This window comes from Streptomyces sp. T028 (assembly GCF_048159505.1).
In the GTDB taxonomy this organism is placed as follows: Bacteria; Actinomycetota; Actinomycetes; order Streptomycetales; family Streptomycetaceae; genus Streptomyces.
This window is the reverse complement of record NZ_JBLRVZ010000012.1, coordinates 345,581-366,423: the sequence shown is the minus strand read 5'-3', so window position 1 is coordinate 366,423 and position 20,843 is coordinate 345,581. Positions and strand designations below refer to the sequence as shown.

At 70.8% G+C, this 20,843-nt stretch carries 21 protein-coding genes; 7 read left to right on the top strand and 14 right to left on the bottom strand.

The window, feature by feature from the left end:
• Positions 1 to 78: 78 nt before the first annotated feature.
• Positions 79 to 279 (bottom strand): antitoxin VbhA family protein, encoded by a 201-nt coding sequence (locus tag ACLZN2_RS14030; protein WP_416978764.1) that lies wholly within the window; start codon positions 277 to 279, stop codon positions 79 to 81.
• Positions 280 to 411: 132 nt separating this feature from the next.
• Between ACLZN2_RS14030 and ACLZN2_RS14025 the strand changes: the two genes are divergently transcribed.
• A complete protein-coding gene (locus tag ACLZN2_RS14025) occupies positions 412 to 615 on the top strand; it encodes a type II toxin-antitoxin system VapB family antitoxin (RefSeq protein ID WP_416978763.1) in 204 nt (67 codons plus the stop codon).
• A gap of 3 nt (positions 616 to 618) precedes the next feature.
• Positions 619 to 1,029 (top strand): PIN domain nuclease, encoded by a 411-nt coding sequence (locus ACLZN2_RS14020; protein WP_416978762.1) that lies wholly within the window; start codon positions 619 to 621, stop codon positions 1,027 to 1,029.
• A 44-nt stretch (positions 1,030 to 1,073) separates the two neighbouring features.
• Here the strand turns inward: ACLZN2_RS14020 and ACLZN2_RS14015 are convergent, their stop codons facing one another.
• A complete protein-coding gene (locus ACLZN2_RS14015; protein WP_416978761.1) occupies positions 1,074 to 1,439 on the bottom strand; it encodes a MazG-like family protein in 366 nt (121 codons plus the stop codon).
• A gap of 46 nt (positions 1,440 to 1,485) precedes the next feature.
• On the bottom strand, positions 1,486 to 2,049 hold the full coding sequence (locus ACLZN2_RS14010) for a DoxX family protein (RefSeq protein WP_416978760.1): 564 nt from the start codon (positions 2,047 to 2,049) through the stop codon (positions 1,486 to 1,488).
• Between the two features lie 138 nt (positions 2,050 to 2,187).
• Between ACLZN2_RS14010 and ACLZN2_RS14005 the strand changes: the two genes are divergently transcribed.
• Positions 2,188 to 2,514, top strand: coding sequence for a nuclear transport factor 2 family protein (locus tag ACLZN2_RS14005; protein ID WP_416978759.1), 327 nt, complete (start codon positions 2,188 to 2,190; stop codon positions 2,512 to 2,514).
• Positions 2,515 to 2,585: 71 nt separating this feature from the next.
• Here ACLZN2_RS14005 and ACLZN2_RS14000 read toward each other — a convergent pair whose 3' ends face one another.
• Together ACLZN2_RS14000 and ACLZN2_RS13995 are read right to left on the bottom strand one after the other, a co-directional pair.
• Positions 2,586 to 3,344: an ABC transporter ATP-binding protein gene (locus ACLZN2_RS14000; protein WP_416978758.1), complete on the bottom strand. Its 759-nt coding sequence runs from the start codon at positions 3,342 to 3,344 to the stop codon at positions 2,586 to 2,588.
• A 66-nt stretch (positions 3,345 to 3,410) separates the two neighbouring features.
• Positions 3,411 to 4,877 carry an ABC transporter permease gene (locus ACLZN2_RS13995; protein ID WP_416978757.1) on the bottom strand — a complete coding sequence of 489 codons (1,467 nt, stop codon included), beginning with the start codon at positions 4,875 to 4,877 and terminating at the stop codon, positions 3,411 to 3,413.
• A 249-nt stretch (positions 4,878 to 5,126) separates the two neighbouring features.
• Here ACLZN2_RS13995 and ACLZN2_RS13990 point away from each other — a divergent pair, with 249 nt between their 5' ends.
• Together ACLZN2_RS13990 and ACLZN2_RS13985 are read left to right on the top strand one after the other, a co-directional pair.
• A complete protein-coding gene (locus ACLZN2_RS13990) occupies positions 5,127 to 6,329 on the top strand; it encodes a D-alanyl-D-alanine carboxypeptidase family protein (RefSeq protein WP_416978756.1) in 1,203 nt (400 codons plus the stop codon).
• 474 nt (positions 6,330 to 6,803) lie between these two features.
• Positions 6,804 to 8,444 carry an alkaline phosphatase D family protein gene (locus tag ACLZN2_RS13985; protein ID WP_416978755.1) on the top strand — a complete coding sequence of 547 codons (1,641 nt, stop codon included), beginning with the start codon at positions 6,804 to 6,806 and terminating at the stop codon, positions 8,442 to 8,444.
• An 81-nt stretch (positions 8,445 to 8,525) separates the two neighbouring features.
• Here ACLZN2_RS13985 and ACLZN2_RS13980 read toward each other — a convergent pair whose 3' ends face one another.
• From ACLZN2_RS13980 to ACLZN2_RS13970, 3 genes are all read right to left on the bottom strand, one after another.
• Positions 8,526 to 9,512 (bottom strand): small ribosomal subunit Rsm22 family protein, encoded by a 987-nt coding sequence (locus tag ACLZN2_RS13980; protein WP_416978754.1) that lies wholly within the window; start codon positions 9,510 to 9,512, stop codon positions 8,526 to 8,528.
• A 151-nt stretch (positions 9,513 to 9,663) separates the two neighbouring features.
• Entirely contained in the window at positions 9,664 to 10,821 is a 1,158-nt protein-coding gene (locus ACLZN2_RS13975) for a serine hydrolase domain-containing protein (RefSeq protein WP_416978753.1), read from the bottom strand.
• Entirely contained in the window at positions 10,785 to 12,059 is a 1,275-nt protein-coding gene (locus ACLZN2_RS13970; RefSeq protein ID WP_416978752.1) for a multidrug effflux MFS transporter, read from the bottom strand. Before ACLZN2_RS13970 ends, ACLZN2_RS13975 begins: the two co-directional genes overlap by 37 nt.
• Before the next feature lie 131 nt (positions 12,060 to 12,190).
• On the opposite strand from ACLZN2_RS13970, the gene ACLZN2_RS13965 reads away from it, so the two are divergent.
• Positions 12,191 to 13,216: a Gfo/Idh/MocA family protein gene (locus ACLZN2_RS13965; RefSeq protein WP_416978751.1), complete on the top strand. Its 1,026-nt coding sequence runs from the start codon at positions 12,191 to 12,193 to the stop codon at positions 13,214 to 13,216.
• 127 nt (positions 13,217 to 13,343) lie between these two features.
• Entirely contained in the window at positions 13,344 to 14,051 is a 708-nt protein-coding gene (locus ACLZN2_RS13960) for a bifunctional DNA primase/polymerase (protein ID WP_416978750.1), read from the top strand.
• Between the two features lie 30 nt (positions 14,052 to 14,081).
• Here ACLZN2_RS13960 and ACLZN2_RS13955 read toward each other — a convergent pair whose 3' ends face one another.
• The 6 genes from ACLZN2_RS13955 to ACLZN2_RS13930 all read right to left on the bottom strand — a co-directional run bounded on the left by ACLZN2_RS13955 (position 14,082) and on the right by ACLZN2_RS13930 (position 20,825).
• Positions 14,082 to 15,107 carry a hypothetical protein gene (locus tag ACLZN2_RS13955; RefSeq protein WP_416978749.1) on the bottom strand — a complete coding sequence of 342 codons (1,026 nt, stop codon included), beginning with the start codon at positions 15,105 to 15,107 and terminating at the stop codon, positions 14,082 to 14,084.
• Positions 15,043 to 15,939, bottom strand: a complete 897-nt coding sequence (efeU, locus tag ACLZN2_RS13950; RefSeq protein WP_416978748.1) for an iron uptake transporter permease EfeU — start codon at positions 15,937 to 15,939, stop codon at positions 15,043 to 15,045. The genes ACLZN2_RS13955 and efeU overlap by 65 nt, the downstream gene beginning before the upstream one ends.
• Positions 15,940 to 15,942: 3 nt before the next feature.
• On the bottom strand, positions 15,943 to 17,226 hold the full coding sequence (efeB, locus tag ACLZN2_RS13945) for an iron uptake transporter deferrochelatase/peroxidase subunit (protein ID WP_416978747.1): 1,284 nt from the start codon (positions 17,224 to 17,226) through the stop codon (positions 15,943 to 15,945).
• Between the two features lie 10 nt (positions 17,227 to 17,236).
• Entirely contained in the window at positions 17,237 to 18,376 is a 1,140-nt protein-coding gene (gene efeO, locus ACLZN2_RS13940) for an iron uptake system protein EfeO (protein WP_416978746.1), read from the bottom strand.
• 189 nt (positions 18,377 to 18,565) lie between these two features.
• The gene (locus ACLZN2_RS13935; RefSeq protein ID WP_416978745.1) at positions 18,566 to 19,384 is read right to left on the bottom strand and encodes a heme ABC transporter ATP-binding protein; all 819 of its coding nucleotides are present in this window, start codon (positions 19,382 to 19,384) and stop codon (positions 18,566 to 18,568) included.
• 328 nt (positions 19,385 to 19,712) lie between these two features.
• Entirely contained in the window at positions 19,713 to 20,825 is a 1,113-nt protein-coding gene (locus ACLZN2_RS13930; RefSeq protein WP_416978744.1) for a FecCD family ABC transporter permease, read from the bottom strand.
• Positions 20,826 to 20,843: the final 18 nt, after the last annotated feature.

Sequence of the window (20,843 nt, the reverse complement as noted above, 5' to 3'; positions counted from 1 at the left end):
GCCCGCTTCCCTGCTCAGTGCGGTGGCAGCCTGGAGGGGGCCGAATCAGGACGCCGTTCGGCAGGACGTACGGGTCGTTCATCCAGCGGCCTGGTGCTTCTCGGGTCGATGGCGGGCCAGAGCGCGGGCGGCCATCTCCTCGGCCGAGAGAGTGCCGCGTACGTAGGCTTCGGCGTCCTGGTCGGAGCGGGCGGTTGGCCGGAGGTCCTCGGCGGCGAGGGAGCCGGTGACGGCTTCGACTGCCTCCCTGCGGGCGGTGGCGATCTCAGGTACTCGCACGGCTTCTCCCTACCTGAAACGTGGACGTAATTCTGTACAGATCCCCGCCAGTTCGGCGGCTCTATCTGAGTGGAGATGTCGTGCGCAAACGATAGGTGATATCGTTTCGATGTGTCTTTCTGATCCGCGGAGGTGTCTGGCTTGTCCCGTACCGTGATCGACCTCGATGACGAAGCCACCGCCGAGCTGATGGAGCTCTACAACGTCAAGAGCAAAGCCGCGGCCGTCAGGCGCGCCATAGACGAAGCGGTCAAACTGCACCGTCGCATGGCGTTCATGGATGCCATCGACAGCGGGGAAGTCGACCTGACGTACGACGCGCGGAAGGCCGACTGATCGGTGCTCTACCTGATCGACAAGTCCGCTCTGGCCCGCCACGCGAAACCGGCTGTCAGAGGCGTCTTGGATCCGCTCGTCCAGAGAGGCCTCCTCGCGGTGACCGGAGCGGTGGAGATCGAGATCCTGTACTCGGCACGCAATCCGACGGAGGCGGAGAAACTCCGCTACTGGCTTGCCGGCTTCGACTACCTGCCCTGCCCGGATGAGTGCTGGGACCGGGCCAGGGAGGTCCAGGCCCAGGCCACCCGCACGGGAAACCATCGAGCCTTGTCGATGGCGGATCTGCTGATCGCGGCCACCGCTGAGCGCCATGGTGTTCCTGTCCTTCACTATGACGAGGACTACGAACAGATTGCCAAGATCACCGGCCAGGCTCACGAATGGGTCGTTCCTGCCGGTACCGCTGACTGAGCGGGGTGTCACATGGGAGCAACTCGACGGGCTGTCAGTGGTCTTCATCCCGTTCCCAGCGACCGCTCCGCCACCCGCGCCAGATGCCCCGCGAACACCCGCTCCGGCTCCGGCGTCAGTGTGCGCAGCGCCACCAGCGCCGTGATGACGACGTCGCACAGCTCCCCCTGCACGTCCTCCCACGTGTGGCTGTTGCCCTTGCGCGGGTTCTGGCCCATCGCGCCGATGACCGCCTGGGCGACCTCGCCGACCTCCTCGGAGAGCTTGAGCATGCGGAGGAGGAGGCCTTCCTGGCCGCCGTGAGCGCGGTTGGCGTCCAGCCAGGTCCACAGGGCGTCGATCGTGGGCCAGAGGTCAGCGGGGGCGGTGGGGGAGGGGGCGGGTGAGGGGGTGGGGCTCAGGTCGGTCATGCGGGCAGCTTGGCATGCGCGGCCGGGTCGTAGAAACCACGTCCGCTCAGCTCAGCAGCAGCTCACCCTCGTCGAACAGCGCCGCCTGCTCGCCCTCCTCGCGGCGGCGTACGCGCCGGTTGCGGGTGCCCACCACCACGGCTGTCATCAGGCCCGTCGCCGCGAGGGCCGTGGGGACCATCCAGCCGCGGTCGAAGACGTGCCCGAGGGCGTGGTCGAGGGAGAGGCGGCCGGGGCCGGCGATGGCGAGGCCGGTGGCGGCCAGGCCCAGGGTGGCCGCGTACTCGTAGCCGCCCTCCGCGTTGAAGAAGCCGTTCGGGGCGTGGACGGCCGCCGCGCCCGCCATGCCGCCGGCCGCCGCCGCGCCCGCCGCCGGGGTGGCCAGGCCCAGCGCCAGCAGGGTGCCGCCGCCCGCCTCCGCCAGGCCCGCCGCCGTCGCACTGGCCCGGCCGGGCTTGTAGCCGACGGACTCCATGAACTGGCCGGTGCCCTCCAGGCCGTGGCCGCCGAACCAGCCGAACAGTTTCTGCGCGCCGTGCGCGGCCAGCACCCCGCCGGTGCCCAGTCGGAGCAGCAGCAGACCCACATCACGCCGGTTGAAAGAGGTCACGGGGACTCACTCCCTGAGCAGACAGCAGCGGCTTCCCCCTCGTTCCACCGTCGCATCCCTTCGGCCGACCCGGCCCCTCCTGGGCGCCGTTCGGGTGGTCGGGTGGCGAGGGGCGTGGGGTGGTGTGACGCTGCCCTTATGACGATCAAGACCGGAAAACTCACCGACCCGGCCGTCCGCGCCTTCGTCACCGCCGTCAACGACGGTGACCAGCAGGCCTTCCTGAGCATCCTGGCGCCCGACGCGACCATGTCGGACGACGGCTCCGACCGTGACATCGCGCAGTGGATCGACCGGGAGATCTTCTCCTCCCGGGGCCACATGGACGTCGTCAACGAGTCCAACCACGGCCAGGACCTCGTCGTGAACTACCGCAACGACACCTGGGGCGAGATGCGTACCCGGTGGCACTTCGACGTCACCGGCGACGGGCACATCGCTCGGTTCGAGACCGGGCAGGCGTGACAACGGTGAAGGGGCTGCCCGCCGTTTCGGCGAGCAGCCCCTTCACTCGAGGATCACGAGGATCACGAGGATCAGTACGTCTGGTAGCCCTGCTGCGTGCCGTACCCCGCGTACGGCTCCTGCTCCTGCTGCTGCGGCACGTACGCGTTCTGCGCGTGCTGCTCGGTCAGCGTGATCTGGCCCGCCTTGATGGTGGCCAGGCGCGGGGCGCGGCGGGCGATGGACGAGTCGTGGGTGACCATGATGAAGGTCAGGCCGTACTCGTGCCACAGGCCCTCCAGCAGGGCCATGATGTCGTCGCGGGTGCCCTCGTCGAGGTTGCCGGTGGGCTCGTCGGCGAGCAGTACCTTCGGCTTCTTCACCAGCGCGCGGGCGATCGCGACGCGCTGCTGCTGGCCGCCGGAGAGCTCGGAGGGGGCGTGGCCCAGGCGCTCGCCGAGGCCCACCGAGCGCAGGGCCTCCGCCGCGCGCTCGCGCCGCTCGGCCGGCTTCACGCCCAGAGGCACGAGTGCCGTCTCGACGTTCTCCTGCGCGGTCAGCGTCGGGATCAGGTTGAAGGACTGGAAGATGATGCCGATCTTCTCGGCGCGCAGCCGGGTCAGCTTCGCCTCGCTGATACGGGCGAGGTCCACGCCGTCCAGCTCGACGCTGCCCTCGGTCGGACGGTCCAGGCCGCCGATCATCTGCAGCAACGTCGACTTGCCGCCGCCCGTCGGGCCCTGGATGACCAGTTGGTCGCCGTCCTCGATCGTCAGGTCGACGCCGCGCAGGGCCTCCACCGTCTCCTTGCCGCGCGAGTAGCGCTTGGTGACGCCGGTCAGTCTGTACATGGGTGCTCCAGCTCCGTATCCGTAGCCGCGTAGAGAGAAGTCGTAGAGAGAAGAGAAGGCGAGGGGTTACGACACGCTGCGCAGCGCGTCCGCCGGGCGCATCCGGGACGCCCGCCAGCCGCCCATCGCGCCGGCGATCAGACCGCCGGCCACCGCCAGGCCCACCGCGAGGGCGATGGTGGTCGCGGAGACGGGCGCGGACAGGGCGATCTCCATCGTGTTGGAGGCGGACTGCTGGCCGGGGCCGCCACCGCCGGGGCCGCCGCCCATGCCGCCACCGCCGCCGGTGTTGCCGAGCTCGGCGGTCAGCTTCGGGCTGATCGCGGTCACCGCGTACGCGGCGGCCAGGCCGAGCGCGATACCGAGGGCACCGCCGAGCAGACCGTTCACGATGGACTCGCCGACGACCTGCCGGGTCACCCGGCGGCTCGGCCAGCCCAGCGCCTTCAGGGTGCCGAACTCACGCACCCGGCGGGACACGGCCGAGGAGGTGAGCAGCGCGGCCACCAGGAAGGCGGCGGCGAGCACCGCGATCGACAGCCACTTGCCGACGCTGGTCGCCAGGTTGGAGGCGGTGGACAGGGAGCCGGAGACCGTCTCGGCCAGGTCGGCGGAGGTGGTGACCGTCGTGCCGGAGATGTTCTTCTGGATCGTCGCCTTGACGGTGTCGATCTGCTTGGAGTCGGTCGCCTTGACGTAGATCGTGGTGACCTGGTTCTTGGCGTCGGCGAGGGTCTGCGCCTGCTTCAGCGGCAGGTAGACGTCGGTCGTGGAGTCGCTGCTGTCGGGCGTCGCGATACCGATGATCTTGTACTTGGTGCCGGAGATCTTCAGGGTCTCGCCGACCGTGTACTTGTTCTCCTTGGCGTACGACTTGCTGACGACCGCGACCTTCGCGTTGGTCTGCGCGGAGGTGAAGGTCTTGCCCGAGGTGATCTTCGAGCCGGCCAGCGGGCCGAGGTCCTGGTTGGTGACGTCGACACCGGCCACGGAGTAGGAGTTGACGTCGAAGGAGGCACCGCCGCCCTGGACCTCCGGGGCCGCGGTGGAGCCACCGCCCTGGCCGCCGCCGGGACCGCCCTGGCCGCTGCTGCCGCTGGTGGAGGACTGCGCCTTGCCCTGGGTGAAGGAGCCGTCGACCTTGGTGACGTTCAGGGTGATCGCGCCGACCGCGTCCGCCACGCCCTTCTGCTTGGCGACCTTCGTCACCAGCGAGGACTTCAGGGCCTGACCGCCCTGCGTCATCACCCGGTCCGAGCTCTGCTCGGTGTCGTCGTCGTTCGCCTTCGCGTCGAACTCGAATCTCGGCTGATCGGAGCTGTTGCTGGAGGGCGCCGTACGGGCCTTGGTCACCGTCATGTCGGTGCCGAGGCCGTACAGCGACTGCAGGACCTTGTCCTGCGCCTGCGTCATACCGGCCGACACCGAGTTGACGGTGATGACCAGCGCGATACCGAGCGCCAGACCCATTGCGATGACCAGGGCCGCCTTCTTGCGCCGGCCCAGCTCGCGCTTGAGATAGATGCCAAACATCCCGTTCCTCGAAGGTTCTTGGCGCCCGCTGTGGACGCGACCCAAAAACTAGGGAGGAACCTTTGAGCCGGACTGAGTAAAGGATGTGTAAGAACTGAGAATGAGGGGCCGATTTCCGGGCCCTGGATCAGAATTCCATCAGACAGCTCATTCCTAAGTTGAGGAGGGGGTTTTCCCAGGTGGAGGGGGTTGGCTGACTCCGGGGCGCCCTGTTTGTCGACCCACAGGGTCCCCTTGTACGGTCCCGCCGTGCACGCATTCTCCCGACGCTCGTTGCTGTCCTTCACCGCGCTCACGCCCCTGGCGGTCGCCGCTCCCGCGGCCGCCGCGACGGACACGGTGATCGGCGGAGCCCGGCTCGCCCGTGACGGCGTCCAGGCGGCCGTTCCCGCAGGGCTGCCGCAGAAGCTCACCGCCCGCGCCTGGCTGGTCGCCGACCACGACACCGGCGAGGTGCTCGCCGCCTACCGCGCGCACCGGCGCCTCGCGCCCGCCTCCACGCTGAAGATGCTGTTCGCGGACGCCCTGCTGGGCAGGCTCGAGCGCACCGGGCGCTACACCGTCACCGACGCCGACCTGGCCGACATCCCCTCCGGCTCCAGCCTCGTCGGCCTCAAGCCCGGCGTCACCTACACCGTCGAGCAGCTCTGGCAGGGCGTGTTCCTGCGCTCCGGCAACGACGCCGTGCACGTACTGGCCCTGATGAACGGCGGCGTCGCGAAGTCCGTCGCCGAGATGCAGGCGCTGGCCGCGGACCTCCAGGCCCTGGACACGCACGTCGTCTCCTGCGACGGCTACGACCACACCGGCCAGCTCTCCTCCGCCTACGACCTCACCCTCTTCGCCCGCCACGGCCTGCGCGACGCCGACTTCCGCGCCTACTGCGCCACCAGGGCCGCCGACTTCCCGGCCGGCGGGCGCAAGACGTTCCGCATCGAGAACACCGACCGCCTCCTGTCGGGAACGTACGGCGTCACCGCGTACAAGGGCATGATCGGCGTCAAGAACGGCTACACCACCCACGCCGGCAACACCTTCACCGGCGCCGCCACCCGAGACGGCCGCACCCTCCTGGTCACGGTCCTCCACCCCAAGAGCGGCAACAACACGGTCTACGAGGAGACAGCCGCCCTCCTGGACTGGGGCTTCGGGGCAGGCAGTTCGGCGAAGCCGGTGGGCACCTTGGTCGAGCCGTTGAGCGAGGGCGGCGCGACCGCATCCCCTTCCGGCAAGGCCCCACACGCGGGATCGCAGGCCACACCAACGGGCGATGACCCGGGCGCGGGCTGGGGCGCACTGGGACTGGCAGGAGCACTGTCACTCCTGGCGGCAGGCGCATACACCTGGCGCAGAAACCGACGTGACGATGGCCAACCTGAAGGGGCGCGGGGAACTGCGCGAGAAACCACGACGGCGCCGCACTCGGCAGACACAGAATCCCCCACCCCCTGACCGGCCCCGCACAAAAGCGTGGCAGCCGTTCCACGCCCCCGGCGCAAACCTCGCGGTCCCATGCGAGGCCCACCCCCACCCGGCGCCGTGGAACGGCTGCCCCTCCCCCTCGGTATGGCTCAATCAGCGGAGCGCCCCCGCGGAGCGCTTCCGTGTGGAAAGTGTGAAGTTCTCGTGGAGATGAGTTGAGCATAAGTCCACTACCGGCCGCAATGGCCTGGATGGCCAAATTCCGCTTGTAGGGGTTGAGGAGTTGACGACCCGTGGGCCCCTCACCCGCGCCCCACGTATGGCATCGCCGCCGCCGGTACCCTCGCGAACTGGCGTGATCTCGCCGTTGGCCTGCGGTGCGTCCATCATGCGGAACTCACCCGTCCGCCACCCGACTGTTGTGTACGCGTCAATCCTGTGATGCTCCGGAGTCGCCCCCGGCCACTCCAATGCCAGGGACACCCACCGTCAGGGGAGAACCGGATGACACCCGCAGCACGCGCGTCCCAGCACACCCCCGAACTCCGCGAGGCCGCCCGGCGGATCGGCCGCCGCCGCTTCCTCACCGTCACCGGCGCGGCCGCCGCCCTCGCCTTCGCCGTGAACCTGCCCGCCGCCGGCACGGCGGCCGCCGCGGAACTCGACCCCGCGCAGCTCACCGACGACCCCTTCACCCTCGGCGTGGCCTCCGGCGACCCCCGGCCGGACTCCGTGCTGCTGTGGACCCGCCTCGCCCCCGCCCCGTACCAGCCCGACGGCGGACTGCCCGCCGAACGCGTCACCGTCCACTGGGAGTTGGCCCACGACGAGAACTTCCGCCGCACGGTCAGACGCGGGAAGGCCACCGCCCACCCCGAGTTCGACCACACCGTCCACGTCGAGGTCCCCCACCTCGCCCCCGACCGCGTCTTCCACTACCGCTTCCGCGTCGGCGACTGGCTGAGCCCCACCGGCCGCACCCGCACCGCCCCAGCCACCCGCGCCCGCGTCTCCTCCCTCACCCTCGCCGCGGTCTCCTGCCAGGCGTACGCCGACGGCTACTACACGCCGTACGGCCATCTCGCCCAGGACGACGTCGACGTGGTCTTCCACCTCGGCGACTACCTGTACGAGTACGCCATCAACGCGGTCGGCAACAACCGCAACTACACCGACCGCACCCTCCCCGACCACTTCAACCGGGAGACCGTCACCCTCGAGGACTACCGGCTGCGCTACGCCCTCTACAAGTCCGACCCCGACCTGATGGCCGCGCACGCCGCGCACCCCTTCGTCGTCACCTGGGACGACCACGAGACCGAGAACAACTACGCCGACGACATCCCCGAGAACGACGTCCCGCCGGAGGAGTTCCTGCTGCGCCGCGCCGCCGCCTACCGCGCCTACTGGGAGAACCAGCCCCTGCGCCGCCCCCAGCTCCCCGACGGCCCCGACATGCGGCTCTACCGCCGCCTGCACTGGGGGAACCTCGCGCAGTTCGACGTCCTCGACACCCGCCAGTACCGCTCCAACCAGGCCTACGGCGACGGCGCCCAGCTGCCCGGCCCCGACATCGACGACCCGGCGCGCACCATGACCGGCGACACCCAGGAGCAGTGGCTGATCGACGGCTGGCGCGCCTCGCGGGCGCTGTGGAACGTCGTACCGCAGCAGGTCACCTTCTCCCAGCGGAAGCTGGACCTGAACCCGGTCGCCAAGCTGTCCATGGACGCGTGGGACGGCTACCGCGCCTCCCGCCGCCGCGTCCTGGACGGCGCGAAGGCCGCCGGCGTCGACAACCTGATGGTCCTCACCGGGGACGTGCACGTCGGGTACGCCTTCGACATCAAGGACGATTTCGACGACCCGGCGTCCACGACCCTCGGCACGGAGATCGTCGCCACGTCTGTCGCGAGCGGTCGCAACGGTGCGGAGAGGCCGGCCAACTGGGCCACGTACATGGGCGCCAACCCGCACCTGAAGTTCTACAACGGCCGTCGCGGCTACGTCACCGTCGCCCTCGGTCGTGATTCGGCCCGTGTCGACTTCAAGACCGTTCCGTACGTCACCACGCAGGGGGCGCCCATCAGCACGGCCGCGTCTTTTGTGACCGAGGTCGGCGATCAGGGGCTCACGCCTGCCTGAGCGATGTTTGTCTGCGGCGCCGTCGTGGCTGGTCGCGCAGTTCCCCGCGCCCCTTTGGGGCGCTCCTACGCCACGCTGCTTTCAGGTGCGGGGTGGCCAGTTGTCGCCCCAGGCCGCGTCTCGGGCTGACTTGTACAGGTCGCCGTGCTTCTTCGTCACCGTCGTTCGGGTCAGGCGTTCCTCGGGCTCGCACAGGTCGAGGAGTACCTGGCCCTTGCGGATCTGCGGACGGCGTACGACGCGGGAGGGGGCGGGGGAGACGGGGAAGCGGGCGGCGGCCACGTACGAGAACTTCTCGTCCTCGTACGGCAGGGAGCCGCCCTTGACCTGCCGGTGCAGGGAGGAACGGCTCACCCGCGCCGAGAAGTGGCACCAGTCCGTGCCGGGCACGATCGGGCAGGCGGCGCTGTGCGGGCAGGGTGCGGCGATCCGGAAACCAGCGGCGATCAGCCGGTCGCGGGCCTCGATCATCCGGGCGTACCCGTCGGGCGTGCCCGGCTCCACGATCACCACGGCCTGCGCGGCGGCCGCGGCGGCGTCCACCAGGGCGGCACGGTCGGGGGCGGCCAGCTCGTTCAGCACGTACGACACGGTGACGAGGTCGGTCGGGTCCAGCGTGAGGGCCGCTCCGATACGGGCGCGCTGCCAGCGGGACTGTGCGAGCGCCGGGTTCGCGGCGGCGACCTCCTTGCCGAGCGCCAGCGCGGGCTCCGCCCAGTCCAGCACGGTCACCGGGCGCGTCCCGTCCCAGACGGCGCTGACCGCCCAGGTCGCCGCACCCGTACCGCCGCCCACGTCCGTGTGGCTGCCCGGCGCCCACTCCGGCACCGCGCCCGCGAACGCCTCCAGCGCCGAGCACACCGCCTCGAAGGTCGCCGGCATCCGGTACGCGGCATAGGCGGCCACGTCCGCGCGGTCCCGCAGGATGGGCGCGTCGGTGGGGGTGGCACCCCGGTAGTTGGCGATGAGCCGCTCGACGGCCGCAGCGGCCTGCCTCGGCGGCAGGCCGTCGAGGAGTTCCCCGAGAGTGGTACGGAGGGTCTCGGCGGTGGATACGGAGACGTTCACCTGGCGATTATGAGGCACCCGGCGTCGGTGCCGCCCTCGCTGGGGGCCGCGCCCGCAGACCCCCGCTGTCGGCCCTGAACGGGCCCGTCCTCAATCTCCCCCACTCTCGGCTGCGCTCGAGCGGGGGGACCCCCGGACGGGCTGAATTCACTCACCGGACGCCCATGGCGAGACGCGTCCCCACCAGTGCCCGCGGCCCGCTGTCCGGCACCCGTCTCACCGGATGCACCGTGTTCGCCAGCAGGACGACGAACGTGTCGGTCGCCGGGTCCAGGACCAGGGACGTGCCGGTGAAGCCGGTGTGGCCCGCCGCGCCCTCGCCGGCGAGTTCGCCCATGAACCAGGGCTGGTCCACGGCGAAGCCCAGCCCCGGCGGGGTCAGCAGCAGCTCAACGAAGTCGGGGCCGAGGATGCGCGCGGTGCCGTAGGAGCCGCCCGCGAGCAGGGTGCGGCAGAAGACGGCGAGGTCGCGGCCGGTGGAGAACAGGCCCGCGTGACCGGCCACCCCGCCCAGCGCCCACGCGTTCTCGTCGTGGACCTCGCCCCGCAGCATCCCCCGGTCCGCCTTGGCCCACGGCCGCCGCTGGTCCTCGGTGGCCGCCGCGCCGGGGCAGGGGCCGAAGCGGGTCGAGGTCATGCCCAGCGGCCGGGTGATCCCCTCGTGCACCAGGACGTCGAGGCCGCGGCCGGTCAGGCGCTCCAGGAGCTGCTGGAGCAGGAGCATGTTCAGGTCGGAGTAGACGTACGTGCCCGCCGGCCCGGTCGGGGTCTCCGCGCGCAGCAGCTCCAGGCGCGCGGTGTGGTCCGCGCAGTCGTACAGCGGCAGCTCGGGGCGCAGGCCCGATGTGTGCGTGAGGAGCTGGCGGACGGTGATGTCGTGGGCGGCGGCCCCGCGGAAGTCCGGCAGGTAGGCGCCGACGCGGGCGTCGATGCCCAGTGTGCCCCGCTCGATCTGCTGCACGGCCGCGACCGAGGTGCAGAGCTTGGTGAGGGAGGCCAGGTCGAAGGGGGTGTCCACGGTCATCGGAACGCGCGCCTCGGCCGGCAGCTCCACCCCGGCGTCGGCCTCCGGGTCGTACGACGCGTACCGCACCGCCCAGCCAGCCGCCTCCTCGACGGCGATCACCGGGCCACGGCCCGCGACGACCACGGCGCCCGCGGCCCAGGGCCGGTCGCCGGTGGTCAGATCGATGACGTCGAGTACGAGGAGGCGCATCTCCTCCGGGTCGAGCCCGGCCCGTTCCGGGGTGTCGACGCGCAGTCTCGGTGCGCTCAGCTCTCCTCCACGGTCTGTCTCCAGGGACGGCACAATCCCATGAAACAGGCCAGCGCCACCAACGCGGCCGCCAGTTGGACGACGGCCATCGGGACGGCGGTGTGCTCACCGGCGATCCCCACGAGCGGGGAGGCGATCGCGCCGATGAGGAAGGAGGACGTGCCCAGCAGGGCGGAAGCGGACCCGGCGGAGTGGCGGACCCGCATCAGGGCGAGCGTCTGGGCGTTGGGCAGCGTCACGCCCATCGCCGACATCAGCACGAACAGGGCCGCCGCCACCGGCGCGAGCCCCACCTCGCCGAACGCGCCCGACGCCATCAGCAACAGCGCCGTGGCCGCCAGCGTCACCACCGTCAGCCCGACCGCCAGCACCCGGTCGAGGCGGACCCGGCCCACCAGCACCTTGCCGTTGATCTGCCCGACCAGCACCAGCCCGACCGAGTTCGCCCCGAACAGCAGACCGAACGTCTGCGGGGAGGCGCCGTAGATCTCCTGGACGACGAAGGGCGAGGCGCTGATGTACGCGAACAGCGCGGCGAAGGCGAAGCCGCCGGTGAGCATGTAGCCGGTGAAGGACGCGTCGGACAGCAGCCGGCGCATCGACCGCAGGGCCTCGCCGACCCCGCCCGCGTGCCGCTCGGCAGGCTCCAGGGTCTCCGGGAGCCTCGCCCACACCAGCGCGGCCAGCGCCAGTCCCACCACCGTGAGCAGCGCGAACACACCCCGCCAGTCCGTCACCCGCAGGATCTGCGCCCCGATCAGCGGCGCCACCACCGGCGCCACCCCGGAGATCAGCATCAGCGTGGAGAAGAAACGGGCCATCGCCACACCGTCGTACAGGTCACGGACCACGGCCCGCGCGATCACGATCCCCGCCGCGCCCGCGAGGCCCTGCGCCAGCCGGAACGCGATCAGCGACTCGACGGTTGGCGCGAGCGCGCACAGGACGGTCGCGACGACGTACACCGCGAGTCCGGTGAGCAGCGGGCGGCGGCGCCCCCAGCGGTCGCTCATCGGCCCGACCACCAGCTGTCCCAGCGCCATGCCGGCCAGACAGGCGGTCAGCGTGAGCTGGACGGTCGCGGCGGGCGCGTGCAGCGCGCGGGTGACCTCCGGCAGCGCCGGGAGGTACATGTCCATCGACAGCGGGGGAGTGGCGGTCAGACCGCCCAGGACCAGGGTGACGAGCAGACCGGTGCGGCGCCGCGCGGGCGACGGCGGCACGACGGCCGACGTCACCGTCGCCGTCTTCGTCTCCGTCGCCTCTGACACCCCCGACGCCCCCGACGCCCCCGGTGTCGCCCCACCCTCCGGCATGTGGCCGCCCCTCCTGTTCCTTGTCTCCGCCACCTATGCTCTCAGCTCGGGACGACTGCTGGTACGGCACGAGGGCGGGGCGGGGTATGACGACGGACACGGTGCGGACGGAGACGGTGCCGACGGACACGGTGCGATGGGGGATCCTGGCGACCGGCGGGATAGCCGCCGCGTTCACGGCGGACCTGGTCGACCTGCCCGACGCGGAGATCGTCGCCGTCGGCTCGCGCACCGAGGCCTCCGCCCAGGCGTTCGCCGAACGCTTCGGCATCCCCAGGTCCTACGGCGACTGGGGCGCGCTCGCCGAGGACCCGGACATCGACGTCGTCTACGTCGCCACCCCGCACTCCGCGCACCGCACCGCCGCCGGCCTCTGCCTCAAGGCCGGACGGGCCGTGCTGTGCGAGAAGCCGTTCACCCTCAACGTGCGCGAGGCCCAGGAACTCGTCGCGCTGGCCCGCGACAACAACCGCTTCCTCATGGAAGCCATGTGGATGTACTGCAACCCGCTGATCCGCCGCCTCAAGGCCCTCGTCGACGACGGCGCGATCGGCGAAGTACGCACGGTCCAGGCGGACTTCGGCCTCGAAGGCCCCTTCCCGCCCTCGCACCGGCTGCGCGACCCCGCCCAGGGCGGCGGCGCCCTCCTCGACCTCGGCGTCTACCCCGTCTCCTTCGCCCACCTCCTGCTCGGCGAACCCGACGGCATCTCCGCCCAGGCCGTCCTCTCCGCCGAGGACGTCGACCTGCAGACCGCGCTCGCCCTGTCCTGGGACTCCGGCGCGCTCGCCGCCCTGCACTGCTCGATCACCGGCGGCACCGGCACCACCGCCTCCGTCACCGGCTCACGCGGCCGTATCGACATCCCGTCCGGCTTCTTCCACCCCGACCGGCTGGTCCTGCACCGCGCCGGACGCGACCCCGAGGAGTTCACCGGCGACCCGGCCGACGGCCCCCGCGACTCCTTCCGCCACGAGGCCCGCGAGGTCATGCGCGCCCTGCGGGCCGGTGAGACCGAGTCCCCGCTCGCCCCGCTCGACGGCACCCTCGCCGTGATGCGCACCCTGGACGCCGTACGGGAACGGATCGGCGTGCGATACCCGCACGAGTAGGGCCACGTGTACGGACTCGCGCCCCGCTGACGGGCTTTGCCCCGATTGAGGGTACGAGACCCCCGATGCGCAGGATGATGGGACCATGAGGCATGCTGTCCGCATCACCAGCGAGGCGAGGGGATAGATGAGCGCGGAGTTCGGCGGCCCGATCGGCCTGCGGGGCAGACTCACCCAGTGGCTGCGCGGAAGCGCCCCGACACGGATCGCCGACGAAGGCGGCCGTGAGGCCCTGCTGCTCGCCGCCGCCGGGGCCGGGCTGCCCCTCGCGCCCGCCGCGCACCCCGCCGCCGGCTACCTCTGCTCCTGCGACCGCGTAGGCTGTCCCACCCCGGCCCGGCACCCGCTGTCCTTCGCCTGGCAGACCCAGTCCACCACCGACCGCGCCCAGATCGAACGCTGGGCCCGGCACCAGCCGCAGGCCAACTTCATCACCGCGACCGGCATGATCCACGACGTCCTCGACGTCCCCCTCGAAGCCGGCCGCGAGGCCCTCGACCGCCTCCTCGACGCCGGCGTGGACGTCGGCCCGGTCGCCGAGAGCGACGACGGCCGCCTCCTCTTCTTCACCCTCACCCGGGGCACCCCCGAGGACGAGGACGAATGGTGGCCCTGCGAACTGGACTGCCACCCCGAGACAATGGACGAACACCCCGGCCTGCGCTGGCACTGCCGGGGCTCGTACGTCCTGATCCCCCCGGCCCGACTCCCGGGCGACGACAACCAGTCGGTCCACTGGCTGAGGGGCCCGGAACACCCCCTCCCGGACCCGCTGAGCCTCCTGGAGACCCTGACGGACGCCTGCGCCCGCCACGTAGAGGCTTTCGGCCTTTAGCCCTACTGCCCCAGCCCTACTGCCCCAGCCCTACTCTCCTTTCGCCCCGGTCAACCCCTCCAGCCGACTCAACAAGGACACCTTGCCGTCCCCGGAACCCTTGGCCGGATCCAAAGCGATCTCGTTCGCGACGAACTCCATCGTCAACGTCTGCTTGATCTCCCCGGTGGTCAACGCCTTCACACTCACGTTCGGCGTCGGCACCGCCGCCCCCGCCGCGGCCGTCTGCTTGACGTAGTGGTGCGAGGAGAAGAACACCAACGCCCCGCCGTCCGCCGTCCGCAACGCCAACGGCGCGAACCCCCCGCCGGTCAGCGGCTCGTCGATGTACTGCTGCACCAGCCCCGGCTTCTCCGCGCTCTTCGCACGCGTCGTACGCAACGCGTTCGTGTAAGCCCCGTCCGCGAACACACCCCCGCCGTCCTTCAGGTAGGCGGTGTACTCCTTGCTCAAATCGGCTGGCGCCCGCGTCAGTTCGGCGGAGTCCGCCGGTACGGCCTCGGCCCAGCCGTCCTTGTCCTTGGTGAACTCCGGCATCGCGCCCTGCGCCACCAGCGTCAGATACGCCGCCTGCCACGGCTCGGAGAGGTCGCCCCGGGTGAACACCAGCACCCAGCGGGCGTCACCGCCCTTGTTGGCCTTGGCGTCGGCGACGAACCAGCGCGGCCAGCCCGCCTTCTTGGGGATCGTGTACGTCACGTCCGACAGCACCAGCGGGGTGTGCTGCGGGTTCCCGTCCGGGCTGTTGACCTTCCCGGCCTTCAACCGCGCCGCGTCGATGGCCCCGAGGGCGCCGGTGGTGTACTCGGCGTCCAGGGAGGCGTCGCACGCCTTGTCGGCCTTGTTGTACGACGTCGTGAACTGCGCGAGCGCCTTCGCGGCCTCCGCCTGCGTCGCCGAGGGGAGCACCTCGCGCTCCCCGTGGACGACCACACAACCGCTCGCCGTCAACGACAGGACCGTCGCGGAGGCCGCCAACAACGCGCTCCGCTCAAGCCTGCGGAGCCTTCGAGTGCCGGGTTCCCCGGTCGCCAGGTGCGTCGTCAGGTGCGTCATCAGGTGCCTTCACCTTCCCCTTCCCGGAGGCGAACCCTACCGGGGCGAGGAACAGCGCGAGCGTGGGCACCAGGTACAGCAGCCACACCGTGACCTGGAGGACGGTCGGATCGGGCTGGAAGTTGAACACGCCCTTCAGCAGCGTGCCGTACCAACTGTCCGGCGGAATCGTGCCGCTGATGTCGAAGGCGAGGCTGTTCAACCCCGGCAGCCAGTCGGCCTCCTGGAGGTCGTGGAAGCCGTACGCCAGGACGCCCGCTGCCACGACGACGAGCATTCCACCCGTCCAGGTGAAGAACTTCGCCAGGTTGATGCGCAGTGCCCCGCGGTAGAACAACCAGCCCAGGAACACGGCGGTCGCGAGACCGAGGGCCACGCCGATCAGCGGGCGCGGGGTGCCGTCACCGGCCGCGTGCACCGACGCCCACACGAACAGGGCGGTCTCCAGGCCCTCCCGGCCGACGGCGAGGAACGCGGTCGCGACCAGCGCGCCCGTGCCCATCGCGAGGGCCGCGTCCAGCTTGCCGTGCAGCTCCGACCTCAGATGCCGGGCGGTGCGCCGCATCCAGAAGACCATCCAGGTCACCAGGCCGACCGCGAGGATCGACAGCGACCCGCCGAGCGCCTCCTGCGCCTGGAACGTCAGCTCCTGGGAACCGAATTCGAGGACGGAGCCGAAGCCCATCGCGATGAGGACGGCGATGGCGATACCGGTCCACACCGGCTTCAGCGCGTCCCGGCGGTCGGTCTTCACCAGGTAGGCGATGAGGATGCAGACGACGAGCGAGGCCTCGAGCCCCTCGCGCAGGCCGATCAGATAGTTGGAGAACACGGACTACGCCTCCTCGGAGAACAGCGTCCGGCCCCACCAGTCGTCCTTGTCCCGGACGCCCGGCGGCACGGCGAAGACGGCCGAACCCACGTGTTGGATGTACTCGTTGAGCGCGTCGGTCGCGAGATTGCGCTGGATGCGGATGAACCCGTTGCTCACATCGCGCATGTACGCGAGGAAGAACAGGCCCGCCTCCAGGCGCCCCAGACCGTCGGTGCCGTCGGTGAAGGAGTAGCCGCGGCGCAGGATGGTCGACCCGTGGTTGGCGTCGGGATGCGCGAGCCGTACGTGCGCGTCGGGCTTCATCGCCTTCAGGAACGGCTCGTCGCGTTCCTTCGCCTTGCCGACGGGCGCGCCCTCGCCCTTGTCCCGCCCGAAGATGTCCTCCTGCTCCTGCAGGGGGGTGCGGTCCCAGGTCTCGATGTGCATCCGGATGCGGCGGGCGACGAGGTAGGAACCGCCCACCATCCACTCCGGGCCGTCCTTCTCGCCGACCCACACGAACTTCTTCAGCCGGTCGGTCTCGGTGCCCGCGATGTTGCGGGTGCCGTCCTTGAAGCCCATCAGGTTGCGCGGGGTCTGCGCCTCCGGGGTGGTGGAGGAGGTCTTGCCGAACCCGAGCTGCGACCAGCGGATGGAGACCTTGCCCATGCCGATGCGGGCCAGGTTGCGGATGGCGTGCACGGCGACCTGCGGGTCGTCGGCACAGGCCTGGACGCACAGGTCGCCGTTGGAGCGGCTCGCGTCCAGGGCGTCCCCGGCGAACTTGGGCAGATCGACCAGTGCGTCGGGCCGCTGCCCGCTCAGCCCGAACTTCGCGAACAGGGACGGGCCGAAGCCGAGGGTGAGCGTCAGCCGCGAGGGCTTCAGGCCCAGGGCCTCACCGGTGTCGTCCGGAGGGGCCTCGGCGAGTCCGCCGTACGCCCCGTCGCCGACCGTCTTCCCGGCGGTCATCCGGTGCGCGGCCGCCGTCCAGTCCTTGAGCAGCTGCACGAACTCGGCGCGGTCGGTGGTGTCCACGTCGAACGCGGCGAAGTGCAGCCGGTCCTGGACGGGCGTGGCGATCCCGGCCTGGTTCGCGCCGTGGAACGCGATCGCGGCGCCGGTCTCGGCGGCCGTCGGCTCGACGTCGTCGCCGGTGCGGTTCATGGCGACCGCGCCACCGGCCGCGACGGCACCGAGCGCGAGCCCGGCACCGCCCCACCCGATGAGCGACCGCCGCGACGGGTTGGCGCCCTGGTCCTGGTTTTCCGTTACGGACGTCTTGGTCGTCGGCGTCTCGGTCATGGCCGTACCCCTACTTCACCACGGCCGCGGCGAGCTGCGAGAGGGGCTCGGCGAGCGCGTTCACCGCGTCCGAGAGCTCCTTGCGCTGCGCCTCGGTGACCTTGTCGTAGGAGACGAAGTCGTACGAGGCCTTGTCGGCGCGGTACTTGTCCAGCAGCGTGTTCAGCGCGGCGAACCGCTTGTCGAGCTCGGTGGTCAGCGCGGCGTCGTTGGTCTGCGCGACCGGCTTGAGGAGTTCGTACGCCTTCTGCGCGCCCTCGACGTTGCCCTTGAAGTCGACCAGGTCGGTGTGCGAGTAGCGGTCCTCCTCGCCGGTGACCTTGCCGGTGGCGACCTCGTCGAGCAGTTCCTTGGCGCCGTTGGCCATGGAGGTCGGGGTGATCTCGGCCTTGCCGACCCGCTCCTGCCAGTCCTCCAGGTCGGTGAGGAGCTGGTCGGCGAGGGTCTTCTCCTCGTCGCCGATCTTCTTGTCCTCCCAGAGGGACTTCTCCAGGCGGTGCCAGCCGGTCCACTCCTGCCCGTCCTCGAGGCCGTCCGCGCGGACGTCGACCTTCGGGTCGATGTCACCGAAGGACTCGGCGACCGGCTCGGTGCGCTCCCAGCCGAGACGGGAGGGCGCGTAGGCCTTCTGGGCGGCGGTGATGTCGCCCGCCTTGATCGCCGTCACGAAGGTCTCGACGAGCGGGATGGTCGCGTCGGCCTGCTCCTGCGCGTACTCGCGGTAGTCGGCGACGGCCTTGTCCAGCTTGGGGTCGCGCTTGGCGACGCTGCCGCCGGTGACCTTGAGGTCCTGACGGATGCCGGTGCCCTTCATGCCGGGCTTGCAGGCGATCTGGTAGTCGCCGGCCTTCACCTCGGCGGTGACGCGCTGCTTGGTGCCGGGCCCGATGTTCTCGCGCTCGGTCACCACCCGGTCGTCCGGGAACAGCACGTACACCTCGGTGACCTTGGAGCCCTTGTTCTCGATGGCGAGCTCGACGTGCCCGGCGGAGATCTCCTTCTTGGAGGTCTCGCACTTGGAGTCCGTGGCGGTCACCTTGATGATGCGGTCGCCGTCCTTCGCATCGCTCTTCTCGGTGCAGCCGGTGACGGCGGTCAGTGCGGTCACGGCGGCGACGGCGGTGACGACGGACAGTCTGGCGGCGCGCATTCGGGCTCCCGGCGATGGCTGGATATTCACGTGACGGCTCGCACAAAGATTGGTGAGCCTCGCCTAACTTATCCAAGGCTTACCTGCGTAATACCCGGCCGGGCCGTGATTCAGCTCTCATAGACGGTGTAAGAGCACGACCCGATCACGGTGGCTCAAAACGGACCCCAACGTAAGGTCAAAGGAGATTCAAAGATTCCGCTTCGGGGTGACGAGGAGCCCCGAGTGCCGAGGGTGTGGGATCACTTCAACGGGGTGCTCGTACACCTCACTGAGCAACTGCTCGTCGAAGACGTCCCCCGGCGCCCCGTCGGCCACGACGCCCCCCTTGCGCAGTACGGCGACCCGGTCGGCGTAAGCCGCGGCCAGCCCGAGATCGTGCAGTACGACCACCACCGCGTCCCCCTCCTCCGCCCTCTCCCGGCACACCCGCAACACCAGCTCCTGATGCCTGAGGTCCAGCGCGGCGGTCGGTTCGTCGAGCAACAGCAGCGGCGCCCGCTGGGCCAGCACCCGGGCGAGTGCGACCCGGGCCCGCTCGCCGCCGCTCAACGCGGAGAACGGCCGCGTGGCGAAGTCACTCACGTCGGTGGCGGCCATGGCTTGAGCAACGGCCAGATCATCCTCGTCCGCCGAGGAACTGTGCGGCGCCCGCCCCATCCGCACGACGTCCTCCACGGCGAACGGAAACGACAACACCGCCGCCTGGGGCAACACGGCCCGCCGCAGGGCGAGCTCCGCCGCGGACCACTCCGTGGCGGGCCGGCCGTGAATCCGTACGACACCCTGCGCGGGCGCGAGATCGGCGGCGAGCGCCGCCAGCAAGGTGGACTTCCCGGCCCCGTTGGGCCCCACGAGAGCCAACACCTCCCCACCCCGCACGCCCACATCAACCCCCCGAAGCACCTCCCGCCCCCCAAGCCGCACATGCACCCCAACAGCCTCGCCAAGCAGGGATCCCGGGGCGACCACCACAGGGGGACTGAACCGACGACGGAGAAGACTCATGCGGGACTCCTTGAGGGGGAAGCGGAGGGAAAGGAACGGGCGGAGTCGGCGCTCCCCGCGTTGAGGGGTGCCGCTGCGCCCACCCGTGCCGCCTGGGGGCACCTCCCAGGCCTTTCAGGCACTGGGGGAGGCACGACTGCCCGCAGCTGCGCAACCACGTGCGCGAGCCGGGGGTCCGGGGCCAGAGGTGAAGCCCCTGCCCCCGAGGGGCGCGGGGAACTGCGCGACCAGCCCCCCACAACCCGCACTCGCGAATCCCGGCCCCCCGAACGGCGCCCGGTGGGGCAACCTCTTGTCCGGGCGAGTCGGGCGGGTGGGTGGGCGAGGCTCAAGCCCACCCACCCTGCCGCCGCCGCGTACGCCGCAGCAGCCAAAAGAAGAACGGGCTCCCGAGAAGCGCCGTAAGCACCCCCAACGGCAGCTCCGCAGGCGCCGCGACCGTCCGCGCAGCGAGATCCGCCGCCAGCAACACCAACGCCCCCGACACCGCACTCCCCGGCACCAGGAACCGGTGCCCCGGCCCCACCGCCATCCGCAGCAGATGCGGCACCACCAGCCCCACGAACCCGATGATCCCGGACACGCTCACCGCCGCGGCCGTCAACATAGCGATGACAAGGATCAGCACCACACGCAACCGCTCCACCTCCACCCCCAGATGCCGAGCCGGCCGCTCCCCGAGCGCGAGCAGGTCCAGCCGACGGGAGAAGAACGGGGCGACCGCCAGCCCCACCACCGCACACGGCAGCACCGCCGCCACCTTCGGCCACGTCGCCTGCGACAGCGACCCCAGCTGCCAGAAGGTGATCTGCTGGATCGCCGCAGCGTCGGCGAAGAACAGGAACAGCCCGATCAGCGCCCCGGCGAACGCGTTCACCGCGATCCCGGTGAGGATCAGCGTCACCACCTCGGTACGGCCCCCGGACCGCGCCATCGCGTACACCACCAGCACGGTCCCGAGCCCGGCGAGGAACGCGAACGCCGACACGGTCCACGTCCCCAGCACGTTCACCCCGAACGCGATCGCCCCGACCGCCCCCACCGCCGCACCGGAGGAGATCCCGATGACCCCCGGCTCGGCGAGCGGGTTGCCGAACACGCCCTGCATCAAGGCCCCCGCACACCCCAGCGAGGCCCCGACGAGCAGCGCCAGCACGATCCTCGGGAACCGCACGTTCCACAGCACGGACTCCGCGACCCGGTCCAGCTCCCGCCCCCCGAGCCCGATCCGGTGCTGCACGGAGGCGAGTACGTCCCCGACCGGGATCGGATAGGCCCCCAGCGCCCCGGCCACCGGCACCAGCGCGAGCAGCGCCAGGACCAGCCCGGCGCCGAGCAGCCACACGGTCCCGCGCCGCTTCCGCGCCGACCCGGTCGCCCGAGCCTCGGTGACGGCCGGCTCACCCGCTTTCTCTCCCGCTTTCGCGTCCACGACAGTCATGAGCGAATCTTAGGTTAG

Bases quoted from the DNA above. Each gene is read 5' to 3' on its own strand.
- ACLZN2_RS14015 (WP_416978761.1), bottom strand. From the start codon at position 1,439: ATGACCGACCTGAGCCCCACCCCCTCACCCGCCCCCTCCCCCACCGCC.
- ACLZN2_RS14005 (WP_416978759.1), top strand. From the start codon at position 2,188: ATGACGATCAAGACCGGAAAACTCACCGACCCGGCCGTCCGCGCCTTC.
- ACLZN2_RS14000 (WP_416978758.1), bottom strand. From the start codon at position 3,344: ATGTACAGACTGACCGGCGTCACCAAGCGCTACTCGCGCGGCAAGGAG.
- ACLZN2_RS13995 (WP_416978757.1), bottom strand. From the start codon at position 4,877: ATGTTTGGCATCTATCTCAAGCGCGAGCTGGGCCGGCGCAAGAAGGCG.
- ACLZN2_RS13985 (WP_416978755.1), top strand. From the start codon at position 6,804: ATGACACCCGCAGCACGCGCGTCCCAGCACACCCCCGAACTCCGCGAG.
- ACLZN2_RS13965 (WP_416978751.1), top strand. From the start codon at position 12,191: ATGACGACGGACACGGTGCGGACGGAGACGGTGCCGACGGACACGGTG.
- ACLZN2_RS13960 (WP_416978750.1), top strand. From the start codon at position 13,344: ATGAGCGCGGAGTTCGGCGGCCCGATCGGCCTGCGGGGCAGACTCACC.
- ACLZN2_RS13955 (WP_416978749.1), bottom strand. From the start codon at position 15,107: ATGACGCACCTGACGACGCACCTGGCGACCGGGGAACCCGGCACTCGA.
- efeB (WP_416978747.1), bottom strand. From the start codon at position 17,226: ATGACCGAGACGCCGACGACCAAGACGTCCGTAACGGAAAACCAGGAC.
- efeO (WP_416978746.1), bottom strand. From the start codon at position 18,376: ATGCGCGCCGCCAGACTGTCCGTCGTCACCGCCGTCGCCGCCGTGACC.
- ACLZN2_RS13935 (WP_416978745.1), bottom strand. From the start codon at position 19,384: ATGAGTCTTCTCCGTCGTCGGTTCAGTCCCCCTGTGGTGGTCGCCCCG.
- ACLZN2_RS13930 (WP_416978744.1), bottom strand. From the start codon at position 20,825: ATGACTGTCGTGGACGCGAAAGCGGGAGAGAAAGCGGGTGAGCCGGCC.